Source organism: Hallella bergensis DSM 17361, assembly GCF_000160535.1.
Taxonomy (GTDB): domain Bacteria; phylum Bacteroidota; class Bacteroidia; order Bacteroidales; family Bacteroidaceae; genus Prevotella; species Prevotella bergensis.
This window is the reverse complement of record NZ_GG704782.1, coordinates 187,868-210,920: the sequence shown is the minus strand read 5'-3', so window position 1 is coordinate 210,920 and position 23,053 is coordinate 187,868. Positions and strand designations below refer to the sequence as shown.

Genomic DNA, 23,053 nt, shown 5'->3' with positions numbered 1-23,053 from the left:
GATGACTATCTCCTGCTTTTTTGATTTAGTCGTCTCTCAAAAAAATACATCCGAGGAACCATTATAGGTATAGACTTGCTGTGCTCAGCTCAATCGCAGTTAACCTTACCGCAAAGAAGTAAAAATCACACTCTTGCTTATAAATTAGTGCTAATCACCCCTCTTTTCCATTGAAAAGACGTACCTTTGTACGAAAACAAGAAATCTAACAGATATGGGAAGAATAATTTTGACCGGTGACCGTCCTACCGGCAAACTTCATTTAGGACACTATGTAGGAAGTCTGCGCCGTCGCGTGCAGCTTCAGAACGAGGGCGACTACGACCGTATGTTTGTGTTCATGGCCGATGTACAGGCTCTGACCGACAACGCCGACGACCCTGAAAAGATTCGACAGAACATGATGGAAGTAGCCCTCGACTACCTCTCTGCCGGACTTGACCCGGAAAAATGCACAATCTATATCCAGAGTCGCATACCCGAATTGGCTGAACTCACCACTTACCTGATGAACATTGTCAGCGTGAGCCGTGTGCAGCGCAACCCCACGGTGAAGACAGAGGTAAAGATGCGCGGCTTCGAGAACAACTCCATTCCTCTCGGATTTTTCTGCTATCCTGTGTCGCAGGCTGCCGATATCGCGGCCTTCAAGGCAACAACGGTTCCGGCCGGAGAAGACCAGGAGCCCATGTTGGAACTTGCCCGCGAACTTGTCAATCGTTTCAACCAGACCTATGCACCTGTGCTTGTGGAACCCAATATCATGCTGCCCGAGAATGCCAAGGCCCGACGGCTGCCCGGAACCGATGGCAAGGAGAAGATGAGCAAGAGCCTCGGCAACTGCATCTTTCTTTCGGACGATGCCGACACCGTTTGGAAAAAGGTGAAGGGCATGTACACCGACCCCACGCACCTCAACGTTTCCGACCCCGGTCATGTGGAAGGAAACGCCGTGTTTACCTATCTTGACGCTTTCTCTAACGATCAGGATTTCGCCGATTTCTGGCCCGATTTTGCCAACCTCGATGAGTTGAAGGCAGCCTATACGGCCGGCGGCATTGGTGATATGAAGTGCAAGAAGCTCCTCAACAACGTCATCAACCGCATGCTCAACCCTATTCGTGCTCGTCGACACGAGTTTGAACAGGACATTCCTGAGATATTCAATATCCTGAAGCAAGGTTCCGACGATGCCCGAGCCGTGGCCGCACAGACCATGGACGAGGTGCGCGCCGCCATGCGCATTGACTATTTCGAAGATGCCGAGCTTATCAAGGAGCAGGCCGAGAAATTCAGAAAGGCATAAATCCACGCCTCCGCCTGCCTGCTTTCATCCGTCCACCTGCCTTCTTGCAGATGGAATCACACATACTTGAGGATGCAGGAGCTTGACGATTAGCTCCTGCTGACAACTTCTTTCGTCCGCAATACAGCTGTACTGCGGACGAAATCCACTTGTACTGCGGGCGGAAGACAAGCGTCTCACGGCCGCGAAACGATATAAGAAAAGTTCTTTTTTTACTCCCCTACCCCTCCAAACTATTGTGCTCATGCCGACTTTTAGTTGGATTTGCTATGCCATGCTCCGTGATCAGGTATATCGGGAATAGTCCACCGGAAATGATGTATATATCAACGTCTTTAACATGACTTAATCTCCTGTAATCCAACGCTTTTCTATGACGGGTTATAGGGTGACATTTTGATACTCCCCCACATTTTGTCAGTACCCTTTTAACATTTGTGTGCGAACACAAAATATTGATTTAGGTCAAGAAAAGGGTATTTTTCACCATTATCAGTCTAAAATAGTTGGATTGTGCCGCAATTCGCCCTACCTTTGCATTGTCAAAAGGAAACAAGGTCTTGATGAGACACTTTCCGAATGACAGTACAAAAATAGAAAAAGATTAAGGTTAGTAGATTGTTTCATATAGGTTTTTAGTTTTTAGGTTTAAGATTAGGTTTTAGGTTTTCATTTAGGTTATTAGTTAGTTTTAGGTAAATTAAAGATTAGTTTTTAGGTTAGCACAAATCCCCACCTCAATATTGAGAGGTGGGGATTTGTCATATCTGGCCACATGTCAGATGGCTTGTTCCCAGTGAAAAGTCTTATTTTCCAGCATCTTGTGCAACGTGGGTTTCGATGACCTGCATGTTGCCGCGAAACTCTATTTCGTTGGTGGTGGCGGGCAGAAGCAGCGTGTCGCCTGTTGTGATGTGTTGTTCACAACCTTTGTTTTCGATAATACTTCCGCTTCCGGCAGTGCAAATGAGCACGATGAAGGAGTCAAGGTCGGAGCACTCCATCAGGTCATTGTGGCTGATGGTCCACAGTGAGGTGGTGAAATAGGGGCAGTCCACGAGCGGAGTGCAGCCGCTATTGGTCAAAGTATACTTTGTTTTGTAGTCGGGTTGGGCTTGATAATCAATGCTTTCGGCAGCAAGATCCACGTGCAGTGGACGAAGGTTTCCGTTGCTGTCGCGCCGATTGAAGTCATAGATGCGATAGGTTACGTCTGCTGTCTGCTGTATTTCCACCAACAGGCATCCGGCTCCGATGCTGTGTATGCGACCCGCAGGCAGGTAGAAGCAGTCGCCCACCGAAACATTGTAGCGCATCAGGGCATCGCAGATGGTGTTGTCGGCCACCATGTTCATAAAATTATCGGGTGTGAGGTCGTTTTTCAACCCTACATACATAGACGCCTCCGGCTCAGACGGCAACATGTACCACATTTCGCTTTTTCCCCGGGCATGACCGTGCGCCCGGGCTGTTTCGTCGTTGGGATGCACCTGAATGGAGAGCGGTTGGCAGGCATCAATAATTTTGATGAGCAGTGGAAATTCGGTTCCGAAGCGCTCATAGTTGCGCTGCCCCAACAGGTCTGGGCCATGTTTTTCGATGAGCTGCGTGAGAGTCATTCCCTTTTCCGGACCGTTCGAGACCACGGAAACACTGTTTTCAATTCCGGAAATTTCCCAGCTCTCACCGACATGGGTCGGGGCATCCTTGATGTTTTTTAGCGTGGCAATCTTATCGCCACCCCATAATGTTTGTTTGAGAATAGGTTGAAACTGGTATATCATCTGATTCTTTGCTTCATAGAAATTAGTGGCTCATGTATTGCGTTCCATTCACATCCCTCCGTCAAGTGCAATACACGATGGCCAAGACTCTGATATCGACGGCGCCAAGTCTGACACACAGACCTGGCGCGTGGGATATAAGCGTAGCACATACAGCCGTTTATAGGCAGTTAATCTTTTGCCAAAGTGAAGTCCAGCTGTCTTTTCTCCAAGTTGGCGCGAGCCACCTGTATGCGTATGGGGTCGCCAAGCTGATACTTATGATGGCGGCGGCGGCCAACGAGAATAAAGTTCTTCTCGTCGAAGTCATAGTAGTCATCGTCGAGATCACGCATGGGCACCATGCCTTCGCAGTGGTTCTCGTCAATCTCGGCATAAATGCCGTAGCTTGTGATGCCACTAATATGGGCGTCATAGCACTCACCGATCTTGTCGCCCATGAATTCCACCATTTTATATTTTATCGAGTCGCGCTCGGCATTCTGTGCAATTTGCTCCATGTCAGAGCAGTGTTCGCAGAGCGATTCGCACTTTTTCTCATTAACCGAACGTCCTCCCGCCTGATAGCGCGTGAGCAAACGATGGAGTATGGTGTCGGGATAGCGGCGGATAGGCGATGTGAAATGCGTGTAGTAGTCGAAGGCCAGGCCAAAGTGGCCGATGTTGTGGACAGAGTATTTGGCCTTCATCATAGCCCGCAGAGCCACACTCTGAATGACCTTTTCCTCGCGTTTGCCATCGCAGGCATCCATCAGTTTATTGATGCTTCTGGCCATGGCGGTTTTGGTGCCGTCGGTCTTCACCCTGTATCCAAACTTGGCAATGAACTCGCGCAGGTTTTCCATTTTCTGCGGGTCGGGATTGTCGTGCACGCGGTAAGGTATCACCTTGGGCTTCTTTCCGCGCACCTTTTTGCCAAAACTCTCCGCCACGGTCTTGTTGGCAAGCAGCATGAATTCCTCGATGAGCTTGTTGGCATCTTTCGACCGTTTGAAATAGGCGCGGATGGGATGCCCTTTTTCGTCAACATCGAAATGCAGTTCCTCGGAATCAAAGTTCACGGACCCGTTCCTGAAACGCTCTGCGCGCAGTTTCTTGGCTAAGCGGTCGAGCATGCACAGCTCCCAACCGAAGTCGCCCTTGTAAGCCCGACCCTTGGGTTCCGGAGCCGGCTGTCCGGTGCCATCCACCACGCCGTTGTCTTCGAGAATCTTCTGCACCTCCTCATAGGCATAGCGGCGGTTCGACCGAATGATGGTGTGTACCAGCCGGAAGTCGCGTATCATGGCGTCCTCGTCGAGCGTGAAGACTGCACTATAGGTCAGTTTATCCTCGTCAGGACGCAACGAGCAGATGAAGTTGCATAGGTGTTCGGGCAGCATCGGAATGGTGCGGTCTACAAGATAGACCGACGTTGCACGCTTCCTGGCTTCCTTGTCGATGATGCTGTCCTCGGCAACGTAGTGGGAAACATCAGCAATATGCACACCCACTTCCAAAAGACCATTGTCCAATTTCTTGAGCGAGAGGGCATCGTCGAAGTCCTTGGCATCGGCAGGGTCGATGGTGCAGGTCCACGTGTTGCGGAAATCCTCACGCTCAGCCTTGTCCTGTGGCGTTATCTCTCCGCTGATTTTTTTTGCGGCATTCTCTACATTCTTAGGATATTTATAGGGCAGTCCGTACTGTGCCAGGATTGTGTTCATCTCCACATCGTTATCCCCGCTCTTGCCCAGTACGTCGATAACTTGGCCCAGAATGTTTCGATGCTCCTCATCGGGCCATTTCATGATGCGCACCAGAGCCTTGTCTCCGGTCTTCCCTCCCTTGAGTTTGTTCTTGGGAACGAGGATGTCGTGCACGAGAGCATCGTTCTGCGGGGTGAGAAATGCGATATCCTTATCCACGCGCAGTCGTCCCACGAACACGTCCTTCGCACGCTCAATGATCTCGATGACCTGTGCTTCCTTGATGTGGTTGCGGCGGCGTGCGTTGAACGATACGCGCACCCAGTCGCCCGTGAGGGCCGACTTCGAGTTGCGTTCGGCCACAAAGATGGGTTTGTCGTCTCCGTCGGGAATGAAAGAGTTCTTGCCGTTCAGCTTACGGATAAATTTACCTTCCTGCACTTGTCCCTTGGTGTTGAGCGCATACGCGTTGTCGCCCACTTTGTCCAGGAAGTCGTCCCATGTCATCTCCTCCATGATGTCGATAGCCAACATCTTCATGGGGTGAGTGTTAAGACCTAATGTTCGGAAGATTTCCTTGAGCGACAGCGTCTTTCCCGGTTGCGTAGAGAAGAGTCCCTCGAGCATTGCGGAGAGTTGCTTCTTGTTGATACGCTTGCCGGCTTTCTTTGCTTTTGCCATAGTTTTGGTGTTTAAGAATTCGGAGGTTTCGCTGGTCTATCTCTTCTTGGGCTCCCCACAGAAGCGTTGCGTCATATCCATGTGCCCTGCGTGGGAAAAACAAACCTGCAAAAAGCAGATTCACCATGAAACCTCTGTTATATACTTGCAAATTAACAAAAAAGAATTGAACTTTCCTAATTTCATTTTGATTATTTTGCAATTCATGGGATTTGTATTAACTTTGTAACCGAAAATTGGATGTCGGCCGACGAGTTACAAGCGGAGAACTCATTAATCCCCAATAAGTTTACAACGGAATGAAGATTTTAGTAACGGGTGCCAGCGGATTCATTGGCAGCTTTATCGTGGAAGAAGCCCTGAGGCAGGGTTTCGAAACGTGGGCAGGCGTGCGTAGCACCAGCTCCCGCCGATATCTGACAGACGACCGCATCCATTTCCTGGAGCTTGACCTTTCGTCAGAAAAAACGCTCATGAAGCAGCTTGACGGTCACCATTTTGACTATATCGTGCATGCTGCGGGGGTGACCAAATGTCTTCATGCTGACGAATTTTTCAAGATAAACTATGAGGGAACGGTGAATCTCGTGCATGCCATCCTGAAACTCCGGATGCCCATGAAGCGCTTTATCTACATCAGTACACTTGGTGTTTATGGTGCCATACGCGAACAGAAACCCCTCCGCGAGATTGAGGAAAGCGACATACCACGCCCCAACACGGCCTATGGCAAGAGCAAGCTGAAGGCTGAACGCTTTTTGGACTCCATCGGAAATGACTTCAACTATATTGTTTTAAGACCAACGGGAGTGTATGGCCCTCGTGAGAAAGACTATTTCCTGATGGTCAAGAGCATCAAGGATCATGTGGACTTCAGCGTGGGATACAAGCGACAGGACATCACCTTCGTCTATGTCAGGGATGTGGTTCAGGCCGTGTTTCTTGCCCTCGACCGCGGAATGTCGGGACGTAAGTATTTTCTTACCGATGGCCATGTGTACGAAAGCAGTGCATTCAGCAACAGCATTCACGAGGAGCTGGGCTCTCCCTGGTGGATCAGGATCAAGGCTCCGCTGTGGCTCTTGCGCTTAGTCACCCTCTGCGGGGAGTACATGGGGCGTATCACTGGCAAGACTTCGGCCCTCAATAATGACAAATACAACATTCTGAAACAGCGTAATTGGCGATGCGACATCGAGCCAACGTGCGATGAACTCGGCTATCATCCTCACTATGACCTGCGAAAGGGTGTGAGGGAGACTGTGGCATGGTATAAGGAGAATAACTGGCTTTAACTGTATTTCCGGGAAATGAATATCAAGAAGTATTTCGAATTGGAGAAAGACTCCTCCCGCGGCCTGATGCCGATGGAATGGGTGATTATTGCCTATATGGCCTTCACGCTCGTCATCGTGCTGCTTGGCAAGACCAAATTGGAAAATCCCGATGCCATGATATGGGGAAGATTGCGCATGGGAGCTATCACGATGGGCATGTGGGCAGTCTACAGACTTCTTCCGTGCCGGGTGACCCGTCTGCTCCGTATTGTGTTACAGTTCTCGATGTTGAGTTGGTGGTATGCTGATACTTACTACTTAAACTGCCTTTTCTCCAACCTCGACCATATCTTTGCCCGTGCCGAAGAGGCTCTGTTTGGCTTTCAGCCTGCCTTGGTATTTGCCGAGAAGATGCCGCAGATATTCTTCAGTGAGTTGATGGATATGGCCTATGCAAGCTATTTTCCCATCATAGCGACCGTAACATTCTATTATTTTTTTAAGCGCTACAGAGAGTTCGAGCGCACGGCATTCATCATTCTCGCCTCTTTTTTCTCATTTTATGCCATATACGCCGTGTTGCCTGTCACGGGGCCGATGTATTATTATCCGGCTATCGGACTGAATCAGGTTGTCAACGGCGTGTTCCCCGCCGTGGGCGATTATTTCCGCACTCACAGTGAGATGATGGAGTCGCCGGGCTATAAGGATGGCCTGTTCTATTATCTTGTCACCGCGGCACACGATGCCGGCGAGCATCCCACGGCCGCCTTCCCCAGTTCTCACGTCGGCATCTCGGTGGTTTGCCTGCTTCTGGCCTGGCGCTCGGGAAGCCGCAAGCTCTTCTTCTGGCTGCTTCCGTTTGCCACGCTCATCTGTTTCGCTACGGTGTATATCCGTGCCCATTACGTTATTGATGTTTTTGCCGGACTTGCTTTTGGCGTTGCTTTCTTTTATCTTTGGAGTTGTGTTTCTAAGGGTAGTAAGAACCGGCGCCCCTGCAAATAACCTTTATTCCTTGAGGATACGCTCGACCTGCAGGAGGTAACTATAGCTTCAGGCGCATCTGAATCTCCAGGTCGGTCATGTTATTGCCTTGGATTTCCTGCAGGCCACTGCCCAGGGTTTGTCGGTCAAAATAATTGGTGGAGCCTAACTTGGCAACAACCATCAGCTTGCTGCTGATATCCACACGTGCATTGATGGCACACCGCACGCCCTCCCCGAAGAACGAAGGAAATGCAAGGCTGTAGAGCATTCCCTTTTCATAAACATAGATTCGGCTGTTATAGTCGTCTGTTTTAAAGTAACCCACATTGAGATTCAGTTTCAAGCATCCCCTGCTATAGCCCAAAGCCTCCGAGAACATGAATCCCAAGCTACTGGTTGTGAAGTTGCAAAGCGACAGGTCGGCTTGCGTTTTGGTTGACCATAGGTTGCCATCGTAGCCCACGGCCAGCCTGCCACGGTGTTCGTTTTTATAAATGAGGGCCGTTTTGTCGGCATTATCGCGCTCACGCATCCTGAGCCTATAGCGTGCCAGCAGATTCCAACGGCCGTGGGTATAGGTGGTTTGGACAAAGTTATCCCAGCTGTGCGATGATTGCTGTGCTTGGTATTTGGCCCATGCAAAATAAGCCATGTCAGTATAGAATATGACATTCATGCCAAGTATCGGTGCCCATTGCGCACCCAGATACAGTCCACTCTCGTTGTTAACCGCGCCTCCCTCGGCAAAACTTTGGCCGTAGATGGCCGTGTATTGATAAGGATAATATCGCTGTAGTGTTGTCAGCGTCAGGTTACTCATGAGCTGATAGCTGACCGTGTTGATGGTGGCCACGGCTCCGTGCTGTCCAATAGCCGTTTCGCCGGAAATGTTCAGTCGGTTCGAAACGTAGCCATAGTCCACCCCAGCATTCCAGAAAGACTTGCCCTGGGGATACCAACGGCGGTAGTTTTGCATCGTGTTGGGTCGCAACTCGCGGTCGAAAGCAGTGTGGAGGGCGGTTACACCCACATGAAATCCATTCTTGAAGAAATTAAGATGGGTGCCCACGAGCGTTTGCGCGGTGTTGCGCCGACGAGCCATTTCGCTCGGTGTGCGGTGATATCCCGTGTGAAGCAGGGTCGCCACGGTGACCGAGTCGCGGTTCAATGTGGCGTCTGTTTTTCTCCACGAGGCAAATGCGGTGAGGTCGAATCCCTTGACCAGTTCCACAGTAGCGGCTGCGCCCTGCAGATAGTTAGCCTCCAAGCGGCTGCCATGCGGGAATATAGAACTGATCGAGCGACTGAACATGGCCAGTGTGTTGACCTTTCCGAGTCCGAAAGAGTTGTTGAGTACAAGCCCCATACCGAAGCGCAGGCGGTATCTGCCCAAAGCCAAGGCCTTGATACGACCGAGATTTCGAAGCATCACGTAGAACGAATAGAAATCGTAACCGGCTGCATTCTTGCCGGCAAAAAACGGTTCACCGGCATCCTGCGATGCCACAAAGCCCGCTTTAACGTGCTGTCCCGATGTAAAAGTATAGCGCAACCAATGCTTATATTTGTAGCCTAAATACCCGTTTTCATCGCCTTTTCTGGTATAAAACGGAACTTTCAGCGTCCCCACCAACTCGTGTTTTCCATATTTCCAGATGTTATTCATGGAAGGTATGGTGTCGCGTGACAGTTCCGGACGAATCTCCACAAACTGCATCAGCAGGTCAATGATATGAGGTTCGAGCGACAGAACCATGCGCAGCTCGATTGGAGTTTCTATCCGCTTGGCCCGGTCGCGGTACTCGATGATGCCCATAACCTGCTGCTCCGTAAGGAAAGGCAGGCGCCGCAGCTCCTCTCGCGTACAATGGTTAAGATCTAATTTGTTGGCTGCCATGGCCGACAGTTCCTCGTACATCTGCTCCCAGCCACCCGATTCGGCATCCTCCTGTTGACCCATCCGGTCGAAATATTCCTCCCACGATTTTGTATGCTGGGCATAAAGGGATGTGGACCAAGTCAGCAAACAGAGAAAAAGCAGGAAGTTTTTCATTTTGTCAGTGTTGAAAGAAGGTTGAACAGCTCGAATCAGGAGATATTGATTCCAAAAGTAATAAAAAGCCAAGATGCTGCCAACGCATTGGAAGATTATTTTACAAAAAATCCATTGGATGACCGCTTATTCTACGTCTGAATGCAGGAAGAACGGCTCATAAACCGAGACCAAGCTGCTTTTCGTGGCAGACAATACGGTTCGAGGATGAGCGGAGAGCAAGATAAGTCATCTGGCGTTTGTTTTTTTTAAATCATTTCTTTTTGCCATCGCCAAAATAGGTAGTAATTTTGTGAACGTGAAGAGAGTACTGCAGTTCATGTTTTTATTGCTGACGATGTCGCAGAGCATCAATGCCCAGACCAATAAGCCTACCCGTATCAATCCCGAGGAACGTGAGGTGGATATGGATAACCCCACGTTTGTGCCCATGGTGAAGGTGGGGAAAGTGCTGTTGGGCGGCGATTCCATACAGTATGTGGAGATGAACAATGTGTGGGTTTTCTCTGAACCAACCTTTAAGAATGCCCGGCAGCGCGCAGCTTATAACCGATTGGTGTACAACGTGAAGAAGGTGTTGCCCATTGCCAAGGAAGTCAACAAGATTATCATCGAGACCGGTGACTATCTCGAAACACTGCCCAACAAGAAGGCGCGCGATGAACACATGAAGAATGTGGAGGCGAGTATCAAGAAAGAATACACCCCACGCATGAAGAAACTCACCTATAGCCAGGGCAAACTTCTTATCCGTCTCATCTATCGCGAGTGCAACAGTTCGAGCTACGAACTCATTCAGGGATTCTTAGGTCCGGTTCGTGCCGGATTCTATCAGGCTTTTGCATGGGTGTTTGGTGCCAGCCTGAAAAAACAGTACGATCCCAACGGAATCGATCGGCTCACCGAAAGGGTGGTGCTGCAAGTAGAGGCGGGACAACTTTGAAACCGCCGACGTCGTCCGGTTGGGCTTCGGTTGTGTCCGTTTCACAACCTGTGGAACGGACAATGCATATCTTTAATGGCTTTAACTCCACACCGTTTGGCTTGCCAAGTCACGGTAAACCACAAAAGAAAGTTGCCTTTTGTTTTTCCGTTTTTTCCTTTGCTTTTTCTGCATTTTACTGTATCTTTGCAAACATTGCTTACAGATTGAAAAACAAAAACAACATATTAGGAAATGGATTACAATTTCAAGGAAATTGAACAGAAATGGCAGGAGAAATGGGTTGAGCGCAAGACTTATCGGGTTGTGGAAGATTCCGACCGCCGGAAATTCTATGTACTCAACATGTTTCCCTATCCATCCGGTGCCGGCTTGCACGTAGGCCATCCGTTAGGATATATTGCCAGCGACATCTATGCACGCTACAAGCGTCTGCAGGGTTTCAATGTGCTCAATCCGATGGGATATGATGCCTATGGCCTGCCTGCCGAACAGTATGCCATACAGACCGGACAGCACCCGGCCATCACCACCGAAACCAACATCGCGCGTTATCGCGAGCAGCTCGACAAGATTGGGTTCTGCTTCGATTGGGACCGGGAGATTCGCACCTGTGACCCCAAATATTATCATTGGACACAGTGGGCGTTCCAGAAAATGTTCAATTCCTTCTTTGACAAGAACTTGAACAAGGCTATGCCTATCGAGGATCTGATCAGTCATCTCGAGGCCAAGGGGACGGAAGGCCTTAACGTTGCACAGAGCGACGACACCATCAGTTTTACTGCCGAGGAGTGGAAGAAGATGGATGAGAGACAGCAATCCGACACCCTGATGAACTATCGTATTGCCTACAAGGGTGAAACGATGGTGAACTGGTGCGCCGGACTGGGTACTGTCTTGGCCAACGACGAGGTGGTGGACGGTGTGTCGGAACGCGGTGGATTCCCCGTTGTTCAGAAGAAAATGAGCCAATGGTGTCTCCGCGTCTCGGCCTACGCTCAGCGATTGCTCCAAGGTCTTGACACCGTGGAGTGGAGCGACTCCATCACTGAAACCCAGAAAAACTGGATTGGACGTTCAGAAGGTACCGAGATGGAGTTTAAAATTCAAAACTCAGAATCTGCCATAACGATATTCACAACCCGTGCCGATACCATTTTTGGCGTGACTTTCATGGTACTTGCACCCGAGTCTGACTATGTGAAGGAGGTCACAACAGACGGGCAGAAAGCCGAAGTGGAAAACTATTTGGAGTATGTGAAGAAGCGCACGGAGATCGATCGCATGTCTGATCATAGGGTGACGGGAGTCTTTACAGGCTCCTATGCCATCAACCCCTTCACCGGAGAGCCGATCCCTATTTGGGTGTCGGAGTATGTGTTGTCCGGCTATGGCACCGGAGCCATCATGGCAGTGCCAGCCCACGACAGTCGCGACTATGCCTTTGCCAAGCATTTCGGCCTGCCCATCATCCCACTGATCGAAGGCGTTGACGTGTCAGAGGAGAGTTTTGATGCCAAGGAAGGCACCGTGACCAACTCGCCCAAGGAGGGAAAAGACAGCTTCAAGAACTTCTCGCTGAACGGTTTGACGGTGAAGGAAGCCATTGAGGCGACCAAGAAATTCGTGGCTGATGAGGGTATCGGTAGGATGAAGGTGAACTATCGTTTGCGTGATGCCACCTTCTCCCGACAGCGTTATTGGGGTGAGCCTTTCCCTGTTTACTACGACAATGGCATTCCCAGAATGATTCCCGAGGAGTGTCTGCCCATCGAGTTGCCTGAGATCAGGGAGTACAAACCCACTGAGAACGGGGAACCCCCATTGGGTAGAGCAGAGAAGTGGGCATGGGATACCGAGAAACGCGAGGTCGTGGAGAATGACAAAATCAACGAACGCACGGTGTTCCCCCTCGACCTGTACACCATGCCGGGATTTGCCGGTTCGAGTGCCTATTACCTGAGATACATGGATCCGCACAACGACCACGAACTGGTTAGTCGGTCGGCAGCCGAATACTGGAGGCACGTAGACCTCTACGTAGGCGGTACGGAGCATGCCACGGGACACCTGATCTACAGTCGATTCTGGAATAAATTCCTGTACGATCTGGGCGTGATCTGCGAGGAAGAACCGTTCCAGAAGCTCATCAACCAAGGCATGATTCAGGGTCGAAGCAACTTCGTTTATCGCGTAGAAGAACTCAGCACCACCGAAAAACCTGTGTTTGTGAGTTACAACCTGCGTGGAAACTATAAGGAAGTGACGCCTATCCACGTGTGGGTAAACCTCGTAAAGAACGATGTGCTCGACGTGGAGGAGTTCAGAAACTGGCGTCCTGAATACCAAAATGCGGAGTTTATCCTCGAGGACGGCAAGTATATCTGCGGATGGGCCGTGGAGAAAATGTCGAAATCGATGTACAATGTGGTGAATCCCGACGATATTATCCGCGACTACGGAGCCGATACGCTGCGTCTCTACGAGATGTTCCTCGGCCCCGTGGAGGCTAGCAAGCCGTGGGATACCAATGGTATTGACGGTTGCTTCCGTTTCCTGAGAAAGTTCTGGAACCTGTTCTTCAACAACCGAACGGGCGAGGCATTGGCAGACGATTCGAAGCCGACAGCAGAAAGCCTGAAGAGCGTTCACAAACTCATCAAGAAGGTGACAAAAGATATTGAGGATTTCTCCTATAACACAAGTATCTCGGCTTTCATGATCTGCGTGAACGAATTGGGGCAGCAGAAGTGTCATAGCCGCGAACTGCTGCAACTGCTTGTGGTGCTTATCTCGCCCTTCGCACCCCATATCGCCGAAGAGTTGTGGGAGCGTTTGGGTCAGGAGGGCTCGGTCTTCGATGCCCAATGGCCGACCTGGAACGAGGATTACCTCGTGGAAAATGAGGTTCAGATGACTGTGAGCTTCAATGGCAAGGCACGCTTTCAAAAGACCTTTGCTGCCGATGCAGACAAGCAGACTATCGAGAAGCAGACCCTCGACGATGACCGCACTGCCAAATATACTGATGGTAAACACGTGGTGAAGGTCATCGTGGTACCCGGAAAGATTATCAACATTGTGGTGAAATAACACCACAAGCCGTCTTTGAGGAGTTGAAGAAATGAAGGGAAGCATAGAACCAAAGATTGATTCTCCCGAGAGGAGAGTCCCCATGCGTTTCCGTTGAACAGGCATTGGGCGGTCGCCTTCCAAAGAGGCGACGATTCCCTGCCCCTTCATTCCTTCCACTCCTTTAACCTTTAACTCCTCCAAACATCATGACTATTGACCACCGGATAATTTTCAACGAGGCTAAGGACTATATTTTCATCACCTTCGGCCTGATGCTGTATGCCTTTGCATGGGGAATTTTCCTACTGCCATACGAGATTGTAACGGGCGGAGTTACAGGTATGGCCGCTATCATTTTCTATGCCGTTCGTATCCCAATACAAGACAGCTACTTCGTCATCAATGCCGTACTGTTGGCATTGGCACTGAAGATATTGGGCATAAAGTTTCTGATGAAGACCATCTACGCCATATTCATGCTATCTTTCCTACTATGGGTCGTACAGGAACTTATGCCCGTTGATGCCGCCGGTAGGTATGTCAGGATATTGGGCGAAGGACAGGACTTCATGTCGCTGCTCATCGGCTGTACCATGACCGGAAGCTCACTGGCTATCGTGTTTATGAACAACGGTTCAACCGGTGGAACCGACATCATTGCCGCATCGGTCAACAAGTATTACAACTTCTCACTCGGCCAAGTGCTCATTGCCGTAGACCTTTGTATCATTGGCAGTTGCCTGTTTGTTCCACAGTTCGGCGATGGGCTGAGTCGTATCCACAAGGTGGTCTTCGGATTGTGCACGATGGTTGTCGAGAACTTTATGCTCGACTATGTGATGAATGCCCGACGGGAATCTGTGCAGTTTATGATTTTCTCGAAGAAATATATGGAGATTGCCAACGCCATCGGGACGCACATGGATCATGGCGTGACGATTCTCGATGGGCACGGATGGTATTCCGGACAGGAACTCAAAGTGCTGTGTATCTTGGCCAAAAAGCGTGAAAGCACATCCATATTCCGACTCATCAAGATGATCGACCCCAACGCATTCGTGAGCCAAAGTTCTGTTATCGGAGTGTATGGCGAGGGCTTTGATAATATCAAGGTAAAGATTCCCAAGAACCATCCGGCACAAAACAAGATACGCAGGCAGCCTCCTTCAGCGGACAAAACTCTCTCATGACACTCCCCGGGCAGCTGCTTTCTATGCTGCTCTAATTTTTTTCAACCGCTTCACAGATGCTGATCGGTTGCAACAAACCTCAATCAATATGAAAATAGTATTCGCCACCAACAACCCCAACAAACTCCGGGAAATACGCGAAATCCTCGGCAGTGATTTCGAAATAGTTTCTCTCGCCGACATTGGCTGCCATGTCGACATACCCGAAACGGGCGACACGCTTGAGGAAAATGCTCGCCAAAAGGCTGAATACATCATGACCAACTACCACATCAATTGCTTTGCTGACGACACCGGGCTCGAAGTAGAAGCGCTCGGTGGGGCACCCGGTGTGCATTCAGCCCGTTATGCTGAGGGTACCGACCACGACAGCGAGGCCAACATGGCCAAACTCCTGCACGAGTTGGAGGGCAAGGAGAACCGCACAGCACGTTTCCGTACGGTCATTTCGTTGCTCGAGGTGAAGGGAGAATCCCCGTCCAACTATCGGGAAATACAATTTGAAGGAGAAGTGCGCGGCCGTATAGACACCAGCAAGCATGGCTCCAGCGGCTTCGGCTACGACCCCATCTTCATTCCCGAAGGCTATGACAAGAGCTTTGCCGAACTCGGCGAAGAGGTGAAAAACCAAATCAGTCATAGAGCAAAGGCCGTGATGAAGCTGGCCGACTATCTCAGACAGCTGGCTGCCCGCCGCTAACTCCACGCATGAGCCGGGAAAGCCTCCCGGTCGACCCCAGTAACCTCCTTTACATGTGTCATTGGTTTCCGCGCTCTCCACACACCGCGGTCTTTGCCCGGAAACTGAACCTTCTAATCCTTGTTCTGCTATGAAGATTACCGCTGTTGTTGTGACCTATAACCGTCTCGAATTGCTCAGAAAAGTAGTCGATGGTCTGCGCAAGAACAACCTGTCAGACATCATTGTTGTCAACAATGGCTCTACCGACGGTACCCGGGAGTGGCTCGAAGCTCAGACTAATCTCAATGTGGTCCACCAAGACAATGTAGGCGGATCTGGTGGTTTCTATACGGGCATCAAGAAAGCCTACGACGAGGGTGCCGACTGGATATGGTGTATGGACGATGATGTCGTGCCCCATCCCGATTGCTTAGAACGACTGCTGCAACACACGGCATACCCCGGTGTGGGCATCATGTCGCCGCGCCGCTTGTCCGATGGCAAGGTCTTCACCCACGAGTTCCAGAAATACAACTTCACTAACCCCTTGGCAAGTCTGCACGGTCGGAAACTGGCCGGAAGACAGATATCGGATATCACACCGATTGTGGGCTGTGACTTTGAGGGGCCGTTTATCTCGCGGAAGGTGGTGGAAAGCATTGGGCTGCCCAACAAGGACTTGTTTATTTTCTGCGATGACACCGACTACTGCCTGCGCGCCCATTTAGCCGGCTTCAAGTTGCTCTATGTGCCCCATGCACTGATGGACAAGCACGTTTTTTTCAGCACGGACGGCTGGGCCGAGCGCAACCGGAAGAAGAAATGGAAACGATATTACCAAGTGCGCAATTCGGCCTATCTCAATCATCATTATGGCCGCAACTGGGGCGTGCGCTATCTGCGGAGCTTTATCGGCATGTTGGGCTATTACTTTCCTGCCCTGCTCACGATGCCTTTTACATCCGCCTGGCAGCCAAGCGATCTCGCCATGCTGTGGCAAGCCTATACCGACGGCATCAACGAGCGCTTGGGCAAACGCTGAATGCGGCGTTGTGTTCCCGTTTCGGTTTTGAGAATCCTGAAGTTTTTTTGTCGGTGTTTTTTCTTGACAAACAAGCTTCCCTATTTCCCAAATTTAAAAAATCTTTTCCTTTGGACTGAAATTCGGGAAATCTAAGCCATTTGGCAACATTTTGATAATCAAACATTTATTAATACCCGTCTAACCCTCTCTACTTTTTCGTCTGCGATTAACTATCGAACGGCATCGTGATGAAAGCTTAATCGCAGTGCTCGAAGGGCTTCAACGCATGGCCACGAAGCCCGAACCGCACCATCGAAAGGCTCTAACCACCATGTTCTCAAAATAAAACCGCTCAGCCTAACCGATTTTCATGGCTAAAACATGGCGCATTTTTCTCTGGATGTTACGAAAAATTTCTCTGAAAATTGGTAATTCTTTTTCACATCACCTGAAAGTATCGCAGGGATTGGAAGTCTGAAAAAAGTTGGACATCCGTGTTGAAAATTTCAATTTTCCCTCTTTTTCATCTAATTCTTAGTTAATCAGGAAAAAAACAATTATCTTTGCAACTGCAATACAACGAACATGCTCTGATAGTTCAATGGATAGAACGGAGGTTTCCTAAACCTTTGATCCGGGTTCGATTCCCGGTCGGAGTACCAAGTATGCAACGTCCGTTTTTTTACCGTAATTTTGTTTGGCAGTTGGGTTGACCATGTGCTTATAGGTCAATAAAACCGAGAAATCACTTGGAGGTTATACATCTTTGGGTTATCTTTGCAAAACATGATGGTACGGCTAATGTACCGTTTATCTGAATCCTAAAACTACAAACAACGCCTATGCTTGGAGCAATTATTGGAGATATTGTGGGTTCGCGATTTGAATTCGACGAAACACCGAAAGAACAGTTCACCTTGTTTATGGATAAGCCACAGTGTGATTACACTGACGACACTGTGATGACGGTTGCTGTGGCCGACGCGATTCTCAGCCACAGGGAATACAAAGATGCCCTGCACGACTGGGGCAACCGCTATCCCCATCCCAAGGGCGCATACGGCAACATGTTTGCCGAGTGGCTGCGCTCAGACTCGCCCATTCCACACAATTCATGGGGAAATGGGGCAGCCATGCGAGTGTCTGCCGTTGGCTGGCTCTACAGCGACTATCACGAGGTGCTGAACGAGGCCAAACGGTCGGCTATATGCAGCCATCTGCACCCTGAGGCCATCCGGGGTGCGCAGTGTGTCGCAACGCTGATTTATTGGCTTCGCACGTGCCGAATCACCAAGGAAGAAGTGGAAAGTGCGGTGAAACGTAAATTCGGTTATGACATTCCACCTCTCCGCGATATCTACAAGATAGGTGCACAGGGGCATTTCGATGCCTCATGCCAGGAAACGGTGCCTTGGGCCATACGCTGCTTTCTCAATAGCGACAGCTTTGAGGATGCTATCCGAAAGGCAGTGATGGCTCAGGGAGATGCTGACACCAAGGCAGCCATCTGCGGCTCGATAGCCGAGGCTTTCTATAAGATTCCAGAGTCGTTCTATGAAAAGGCATGCGACTATCTGGAACCCGATATGCTCGATGTGGTGCAGAAGTTTTGCACGGTTGTGCAAAACGAAATGGAACGATAAGAGGGTGTGCCAAGCCCACCCTCTTGAGTCAGGCCAAGTTTTACTTGGCCTGTTTGTTTTTTTCACGAATCTTGTTTACTTGCATCAGCATGTTATCGTAATGCAGGGCGTTGATGCTGCCTGTTGCGCAGTTGACTTTCTGCTGCTTACAGAAATTCTCGATCGTGTTCAGGTGCTGAAGCACGTAGAGCACAGCGTCTGAGCGCCGCGAATCCGATGACAGGCTTGCGAGTTGCTTCTCCGTGGGATTGACAATTGTGTTGAGTGCCTCTATATAGGTTCGTTCCAGCTGTCGACGGCATGAATTGCGACGCTCGTCCGTGTTGGACATCGGTTTCCACACGCTTTTGAACACATCGTCAAGATATTCGTCTACAGGGTATGGTTCAGAGGCTGTGAGGCTGTTTTTGCTCAAGCTGTGGAGTGTGGCTGGCATGAGCATATAGCCCAGCACTTTGTTGCTCCGTGCTGTCATTTCGCTCTCGGCATCGATACCGGTCTTGGTCACGACGCCGTCGGGATAGAGCCACAAGGGTGCATCGAATACGTAACGACCCATCCAGTCAACAGCTTCCTGCTGTCGCTTTTTGGGAACAGACTCGAATCTTCTCTCGCAGGGGAAGTTGTTAGTGTATCGGCCGTTGATGTTGCGTTGCACATGACCAACATAACGTTGGAACTGTCCGCATACGCTTTCGTGCAGTTCCGTGAGATTGTCGGTCTTGTCATCGTCCTGGGCTGTCCATTTTTCAATCTTGTCCATCACTCGCTTGAGGTTGATGATGCCATATTCGCTTGCTTTCATTGAGTTGTCGCCGAGGTCTTCGGTTTGCGAGCGTGGGTCATCCCCTCGTCCCTCATCACCAATATAGTGCAGTCGAACGTTGTTCTTCAGCTTGCGTGTCACCTCCGAACGCAAGGCCTTCTGCTCCTCAACGGGGGTTTTAAACTCCGGTCGGTATTGGTAACCCCATTTGATAGCCCATCGATCGTAGTCGTTGATGCGTGGGAAGAGTCCTTTTGGTGCTATGTGATCCTCGGGCTGAGCTACGTAGTTGAATCGGGCATAGTCCATGATACTGGCCGTATGGCCATACTTCTCGACCCATTTCTTGTCGCGTAGTTTCTCCACCGGCGTTGCAGACGATGCAACCATGTTATGGCGCAGGCCCAGCGAATGGCCTACCTCGTGGGACGACACGAAGCGGATGAGCTGGCCCATGAGTTCATCGTCAAGCTGCCAGCGCTGTGCACGTTTGTCCAGCGGGCCGCATTGTGTGATATACCATTTCCGAAGGAGGCTAATCACGTTGTGGTACCAGCAGATGTGACTCTCGATAATCTCTCCGCTTCGCGGGTCGACGATGCGTGGGCCATAAGCATTCTCGGTTTCAGAGGGCAGGTAGCGAATCATGCAGAAGCGCGCGTCGTCCACGCTCATGTCGGGATCGTTAGGCCATTCCTTGGCCGTGATGGCGTTCTTGAATCCTGCTGCCTCGAAGGCCACGTTCCAGTCATCAATGCCTTGCATGAGATAGGGTACCCATTTTTTGGGTGTGGCCGGGTCAATATAGTAAACGATTTGCTTCTCCGGCTCCGTAAGTCTGCCTGCTGCATACGCTTTTTTGTCTTTGGGTATGAGGCGGAAGCGTGAGATGACTGCTTCGTGTTTGGTGGGGTTGTCGTCTGAAAAATGTGTGATTCTGTTCTCGAAGTATCCTACGCGCTCATCGGCCAGCCTCGCTTTCATCGGTACTTCGGGAAGCTGGACAATGCTGGTGTTGAGCGATAGTGTGATGTATCCGGTTCGCGATGCCGGTACAATGCTGGTGCTGACACTGTATGTGCGCAGGGTGGACACCTCAGCGTTGATAGGATAGGTGCGTATGGTATCGATAAAGGTGAGGTTGTCCTTCAGGGCACCGAGTTTCACAATGGTGCGGTCGGACGATGTGAGTCCGCCAATTTTATTGTCGGTGCTGAATAGTGAAGTAACCTTGATGAGCATGTGCTTGGTTTTTGGATTGGTGCCGATGATATTAAATTTCTCGACAATGGGGTCAACGGTCGCCAAGTCCACAAGTCCGGCGATGTCGTCGCCATCTTTTGTAAAAGTGGATCGCACGTAAGACCGGAGCAGTAGCGTCTTATCGTCGCGTTTTTCAAAATAAATGGTATTGCGCTGAACCTCCTCGCCCACGAGTTTGCTAAACTTTTCGGGCACGGCTGTGAAGCGGGTGACCGTGAGGAAAAGGCGCCCCAAGACGGATTCAGGAATCTCGAAGTACCAGTCTTTGTCGATATGACGCACATCGAAGATACCCTTCTGATAGCTACCTCCCTTCTTGATGAGCTTGTCATATTCGTTGACTTTCTTGTCCTTTTCTTTATCCTCTTTGTTGCTCGCCGAGTCAGTCCTGAGTGAGTCTGTGCTGGTTTGAATGGTTTTGTTGTCCGGCATGGGATTAGCTGCCAGTGTGATAGATGGTGCTATCCATGCCAGTGCGATGATAAGAGTCTTGAGTTTGTTCATTGTTACAGTATATAATAAGGTGAGGAATATTAGTCTTTGTCTAAGAAAATAATTGAAAAAGAAAAAGCCACCTCCCACAACATCATCGTGCGGGAGATGGTTTTAATCAATTATTAATCTTCCATCAGGGAAGAGTTTTCTGTTTCTCTTTATGCTTCTGCGTTCTGTAAGGCCATTTGTGCCTCCTCTTCAGCTTGCTGATTCTGAATCTTGCGACCCATCACGATGTAGGCGATGGGAGACGCAATGAAGATGGAGCTAAGCGTTCCGAAGATTACACCCAAGGTCATGGCGAAAGCGAATGGCTGGATGCTCTTGCCACCGAGGAACAGGATACACAGCAACACAATCAGCGTAGAGAGCGAGGTGTTGATGGTACGAGCCAAGGTCTGGTTGATAGAGTCGTTGAACAACGACTGGATATCCTGTTTGGGATGCAACTTGAGGTTCTCACGGATACGGTCGAACACCACCACCTTGTCGTTGATGGAGTAACCAATCACCGTCAGTACCGCACCGATAAAGGTTTGATCTACCTCGAGTGAGAATGGCATGATTCCCTGTAGCAGTGAGAACAAGCCGATGACGGTCAGTGCGTCGAGTGTCAGTGCAACGGTAGAACCTACGGAGAATGCCACATTGCGGAAACGAAGCAGGATGTAAAGGAAGATGGCAATCAGGGCGATAAGCACACTGATGATAGCCCCATAGGTCACATCCTTGGCCACGGAGGGTCCTACCTTTGAAGAGCTGATGATGGAACCACCCTGTCGTACATCAGGATTCTTGAAGGTTTCCACGCTATTCTGGGTTACCAGACCGGCACGTTTCAAGCCATTGTAAAGCATTTCCTCTACTTCGTCATCAACGGTTGTGCTGCTGGACTCAATCTTGTAGTTGGTAGAAACGCGGATGGTCTTGTTGTCTGTACCCAAGGAAAGAGCTCCTGTGGTAGCACCGGGGAAGGTCTTAACCAACACTTCGCGCACCTGCTCTGGTTCTGTATTCTTCTCGAAAGCAATGACATAGTTGCGGCCTCCGGTGAAGTCGATGCTCTGTGCAAGACCCCGAACCACGAAGCTGCCAATGAAGACAACGGCTGCTGCGATAGCAACGGTGAAGGTCTTCTTGTACATGGACATAAACTTAAAGTTAGTGTCCTGCATCATATTCTTAGAGATGCCGGTCCAGAACTTCAGGTTAAGCCATTTATCCTTGTTGAGTTTGTATTCGTAAACCAAGCGGGTGAGGTATACTGCACTGAAGAATGAGCACGCAATACCGATGATCCATGTGGTGGCGAAGCCGCGGATGGGGCCTGTGCCGAATACGTAGAGGATGACACCGGTGATGATTGATGTCAGGTTGGAGTCGAAAATAGCCGAGAAAGCGTTGCTGTAACCTGCGCTGATAGCTTGCTTCATGCCTTTGCCTCCACGCAGTTCTTCTTTGATGCGCTCATAGATGAGCACGTTGGCATCCACTGCCGTACCCAGCGACAGCACCATACCGGCAATACCCGACATGGTCAACGCGGCTTGGAACGACGTCAGGATTCCTAAGGTAAAGAACACGTTGATGATCAATGCACCCACGGCGATAGACCCCGGAATGATGTTGTACATGGCGAGCATGTAGATAATCAGCAGCACAAAGGCAATGATGAACGACACAACACCCTGCTGAATCGACTGCGCACCAAGCGTAGGACCTACCACTTCTTCCTGTACGATGTGTGCAGGAGCAGGCATACGTCCGGACTTCAGGGTGTTGGCCAAGTCCTTGGTGTCTTCAACGGTGAAGTTTCCACTGATGGATGACTGTCCGCCGCTAATCTCTCCATTCACTCGAGGAGCTGAGTAAACCACGCCGTCGAGCACGATGGCGATGGCCTTGCCTACGTTGGCCTTGGTCAGTTCGGCCCACCGGCGTGCACCTTCAGAGTTCATAGTCATGCTCACCTCGGGCTGTCCACTCATGTTGTTGAATTGGTCTGAGGCATCGGTTACTACGTCACCCTCCAACGGAGCGCGTCCGGTGGTGGTGGTCACCTTGAGGGCATGAAGCTCAAAAATGTTCTTGGCAGAGATGCCGTCGGCCGGCTTGGCACTCCATAGCAGCTTCATATCTGAAGGCAATACCTGCTTAGCGAGGTCTCCGTAAATCAATTTGTTGATGGCA

14 protein-coding genes and 1 tRNA gene are annotated in these 23,053 nt (G+C 50.2%); 10 read left to right on the top strand and 5 right to left on the bottom strand.

Translation table 11 applies throughout. From position 1 onward, the window contains the following. Positions 1 to 214 precede the first annotated feature (214 nt). A complete protein-coding gene (gene trpS, locus HMPREF0645_RS09240) occupies positions 215 to 1,306 on the top strand; it encodes a tryptophan--tRNA ligase (RefSeq protein ID WP_007174715.1) in 1,092 nt (363 codons plus the stop codon). Positions 1,307 to 2,112: 806 nt separating this feature from the next. Here the strand turns inward: trpS and HMPREF0645_RS09235 are convergent. Further along, positions 2,113 to 3,090 carry a type I phosphomannose isomerase catalytic subunit gene (locus tag HMPREF0645_RS09235; RefSeq protein ID WP_007174713.1) on the bottom strand — a complete coding sequence of 326 codons (978 nt, stop codon included), beginning with the start codon at positions 3,088 to 3,090 and terminating at the stop codon, positions 2,113 to 2,115. Positions 3,091 to 3,260: 170 nt separating this feature from the next. After that, positions 3,261 to 5,459 (bottom strand): ribonuclease R, encoded by a 2,199-nt coding sequence (rnr, locus tag HMPREF0645_RS09230; protein ID WP_007174712.1) that lies wholly within the window; start codon positions 5,457 to 5,459, stop codon positions 3,261 to 3,263. 299 nt (positions 5,460 to 5,758) lie between these two features. Between rnr and HMPREF0645_RS09220 the strand changes: the two genes are divergently transcribed. Together HMPREF0645_RS09220 and HMPREF0645_RS09215 are read left to right on the top strand one after the other, a co-directional pair. Continuing rightward, on the top strand, positions 5,759 to 6,754 hold the full coding sequence (locus HMPREF0645_RS09220) for an NAD-dependent epimerase/dehydratase family protein (protein WP_007174710.1): 996 nt from the start codon (positions 5,759 to 5,761) through the stop codon (positions 6,752 to 6,754). A gap of 15 nt (positions 6,755 to 6,769) precedes the next feature. Continuing rightward, entirely contained in the window at positions 6,770 to 7,744 is a 975-nt protein-coding gene (locus tag HMPREF0645_RS09215) for a phosphatase PAP2 family protein (protein ID WP_007174709.1), read from the top strand. 40 nt (positions 7,745 to 7,784) lie between these two features. On the opposite strand, the gene HMPREF0645_RS09210 is transcribed toward HMPREF0645_RS09215, so the two are convergent. Continuing rightward, positions 7,785 to 9,779 carry a ComEA family DNA-binding protein gene (locus HMPREF0645_RS09210; RefSeq protein WP_044123547.1) on the bottom strand — a complete coding sequence of 665 codons (1,995 nt, stop codon included), beginning with the start codon at positions 9,777 to 9,779 and terminating at the stop codon, positions 7,785 to 7,787. Positions 9,780 to 10,098: 319 nt separating this feature from the next. Here HMPREF0645_RS09210 and HMPREF0645_RS09205 point away from each other — a divergent pair, with 319 nt between their 5' ends. The 7 genes from HMPREF0645_RS09205 to HMPREF0645_RS09175 all read left to right on the top strand — a co-directional run bounded on the left by HMPREF0645_RS09205 (position 10,099) and on the right by HMPREF0645_RS09175 (position 18,339). Next, complete coding sequence (locus tag HMPREF0645_RS09205; RefSeq protein WP_083793826.1) at positions 10,099 to 10,722, top strand: DUF4294 domain-containing protein; 624 nt, start codon at positions 10,099 to 10,101, stop codon at positions 10,720 to 10,722. 234 nt (positions 10,723 to 10,956) lie between these two features. Continuing rightward, positions 10,957 to 13,818, top strand: coding sequence for a leucine--tRNA ligase (gene leuS, locus HMPREF0645_RS09200; RefSeq protein WP_007174705.1), 2,862 nt, complete (start codon positions 10,957 to 10,959; stop codon positions 13,816 to 13,818). A gap of 188 nt (positions 13,819 to 14,006) precedes the next feature. Continuing rightward, complete coding sequence (locus HMPREF0645_RS09195; protein WP_007174704.1) at positions 14,007 to 14,990, top strand: YitT family protein; 984 nt, start codon at positions 14,007 to 14,009, stop codon at positions 14,988 to 14,990. 88 nt (positions 14,991 to 15,078) lie between these two features. Beyond that, positions 15,079 to 15,690: a non-canonical purine NTP diphosphatase gene (locus tag HMPREF0645_RS09190; RefSeq protein ID WP_007174703.1), complete on the top strand. Its 612-nt coding sequence runs from the start codon at positions 15,079 to 15,081 to the stop codon at positions 15,688 to 15,690. Between the two features lie 130 nt (positions 15,691 to 15,820). Then, a complete protein-coding gene (locus HMPREF0645_RS09185; protein WP_007174702.1) occupies positions 15,821 to 16,714 on the top strand; it encodes a glycosyltransferase family 2 protein in 894 nt (297 codons plus the stop codon). A 569-nt stretch (positions 16,715 to 17,283) separates the two neighbouring features. Further along, positions 17,284 to 17,358, top strand: a tRNA-Arg gene (locus tag HMPREF0645_RS09180). Between the two features lie 180 nt (positions 17,359 to 17,538). Continuing rightward, positions 17,539 to 18,339 carry an ADP-ribosylglycohydrolase family protein gene (locus tag HMPREF0645_RS09175; RefSeq protein WP_007174701.1) on the top strand — a complete coding sequence of 267 codons (801 nt, stop codon included), beginning with the start codon at positions 17,539 to 17,541 and terminating at the stop codon, positions 18,337 to 18,339. 40 nt (positions 18,340 to 18,379) lie between these two features. Here the strand turns inward: HMPREF0645_RS09175 and HMPREF0645_RS09170 are convergent, their stop codons facing one another. After that, the gene (locus HMPREF0645_RS09170; RefSeq protein WP_007174700.1) at positions 18,380 to 20,872 is read right to left on the bottom strand and encodes a zinc-dependent metalloprotease; all 2,493 of its coding nucleotides are present in this window, start codon (positions 20,870 to 20,872) and stop codon (positions 18,380 to 18,382) included. Positions 20,873 to 21,021: 149 nt separating this feature from the next. After that, positions 21,022 to 23,053: protein translocase subunit SecD (gene secD, locus HMPREF0645_RS09165; RefSeq protein WP_007174699.1), on the bottom strand; the 2,032-nt coding region annotated here is incomplete at its 5' end.

Bases quoted from the DNA above. Each gene is read 5' to 3' on its own strand.
- trpS (WP_007174715.1), top strand. From the start codon at position 215: ATGGGAAGAATAATTTTGACCGGTGACCGTCCTACCGGCAAACTTCAT.
- HMPREF0645_RS09235 (WP_007174713.1), bottom strand. From the start codon at position 3,090: ATGATATACCAGTTTCAACCTATTCTCAAACAAACATTATGGGGTGGC.
- rnr (WP_007174712.1), bottom strand. From the start codon at position 5,459: ATGGCAAAAGCAAAGAAAGCCGGCAAGCGTATCAACAAGAAGCAACTC.
- HMPREF0645_RS09220 (WP_007174710.1), top strand. From the start codon at position 5,759: ATGAAGATTTTAGTAACGGGTGCCAGCGGATTCATTGGCAGCTTTATC.
- HMPREF0645_RS09215 (WP_007174709.1), top strand. From the start codon at position 6,770: ATGAATATCAAGAAGTATTTCGAATTGGAGAAAGACTCCTCCCGCGGC.
- HMPREF0645_RS09210 (WP_044123547.1), bottom strand. From the start codon at position 9,779: ATGAAAAACTTCCTGCTTTTTCTCTGTTTGCTGACTTGGTCCACATCC.
- HMPREF0645_RS09205 (WP_083793826.1), top strand. From the start codon at position 10,099: ATGTTTTTATTGCTGACGATGTCGCAGAGCATCAATGCCCAGACCAAT.
- leuS (WP_007174705.1), top strand. From the start codon at position 10,957: ATGGATTACAATTTCAAGGAAATTGAACAGAAATGGCAGGAGAAATGG.
- HMPREF0645_RS09195 (WP_007174704.1), top strand. From the start codon at position 14,007: ATGACTATTGACCACCGGATAATTTTCAACGAGGCTAAGGACTATATT.
- HMPREF0645_RS09190 (WP_007174703.1), top strand. From the start codon at position 15,079: ATGAAAATAGTATTCGCCACCAACAACCCCAACAAACTCCGGGAAATA.
- HMPREF0645_RS09185 (WP_007174702.1), top strand. From the start codon at position 15,821: ATGAAGATTACCGCTGTTGTTGTGACCTATAACCGTCTCGAATTGCTC.
- HMPREF0645_RS09175 (WP_007174701.1), top strand. From the start codon at position 17,539: ATGCTTGGAGCAATTATTGGAGATATTGTGGGTTCGCGATTTGAATTC.
- HMPREF0645_RS09170 (WP_007174700.1), bottom strand. From the start codon at position 20,872: ATGAACAAACTCAAGACTCTTATCATCGCACTGGCATGGATAGCACCA.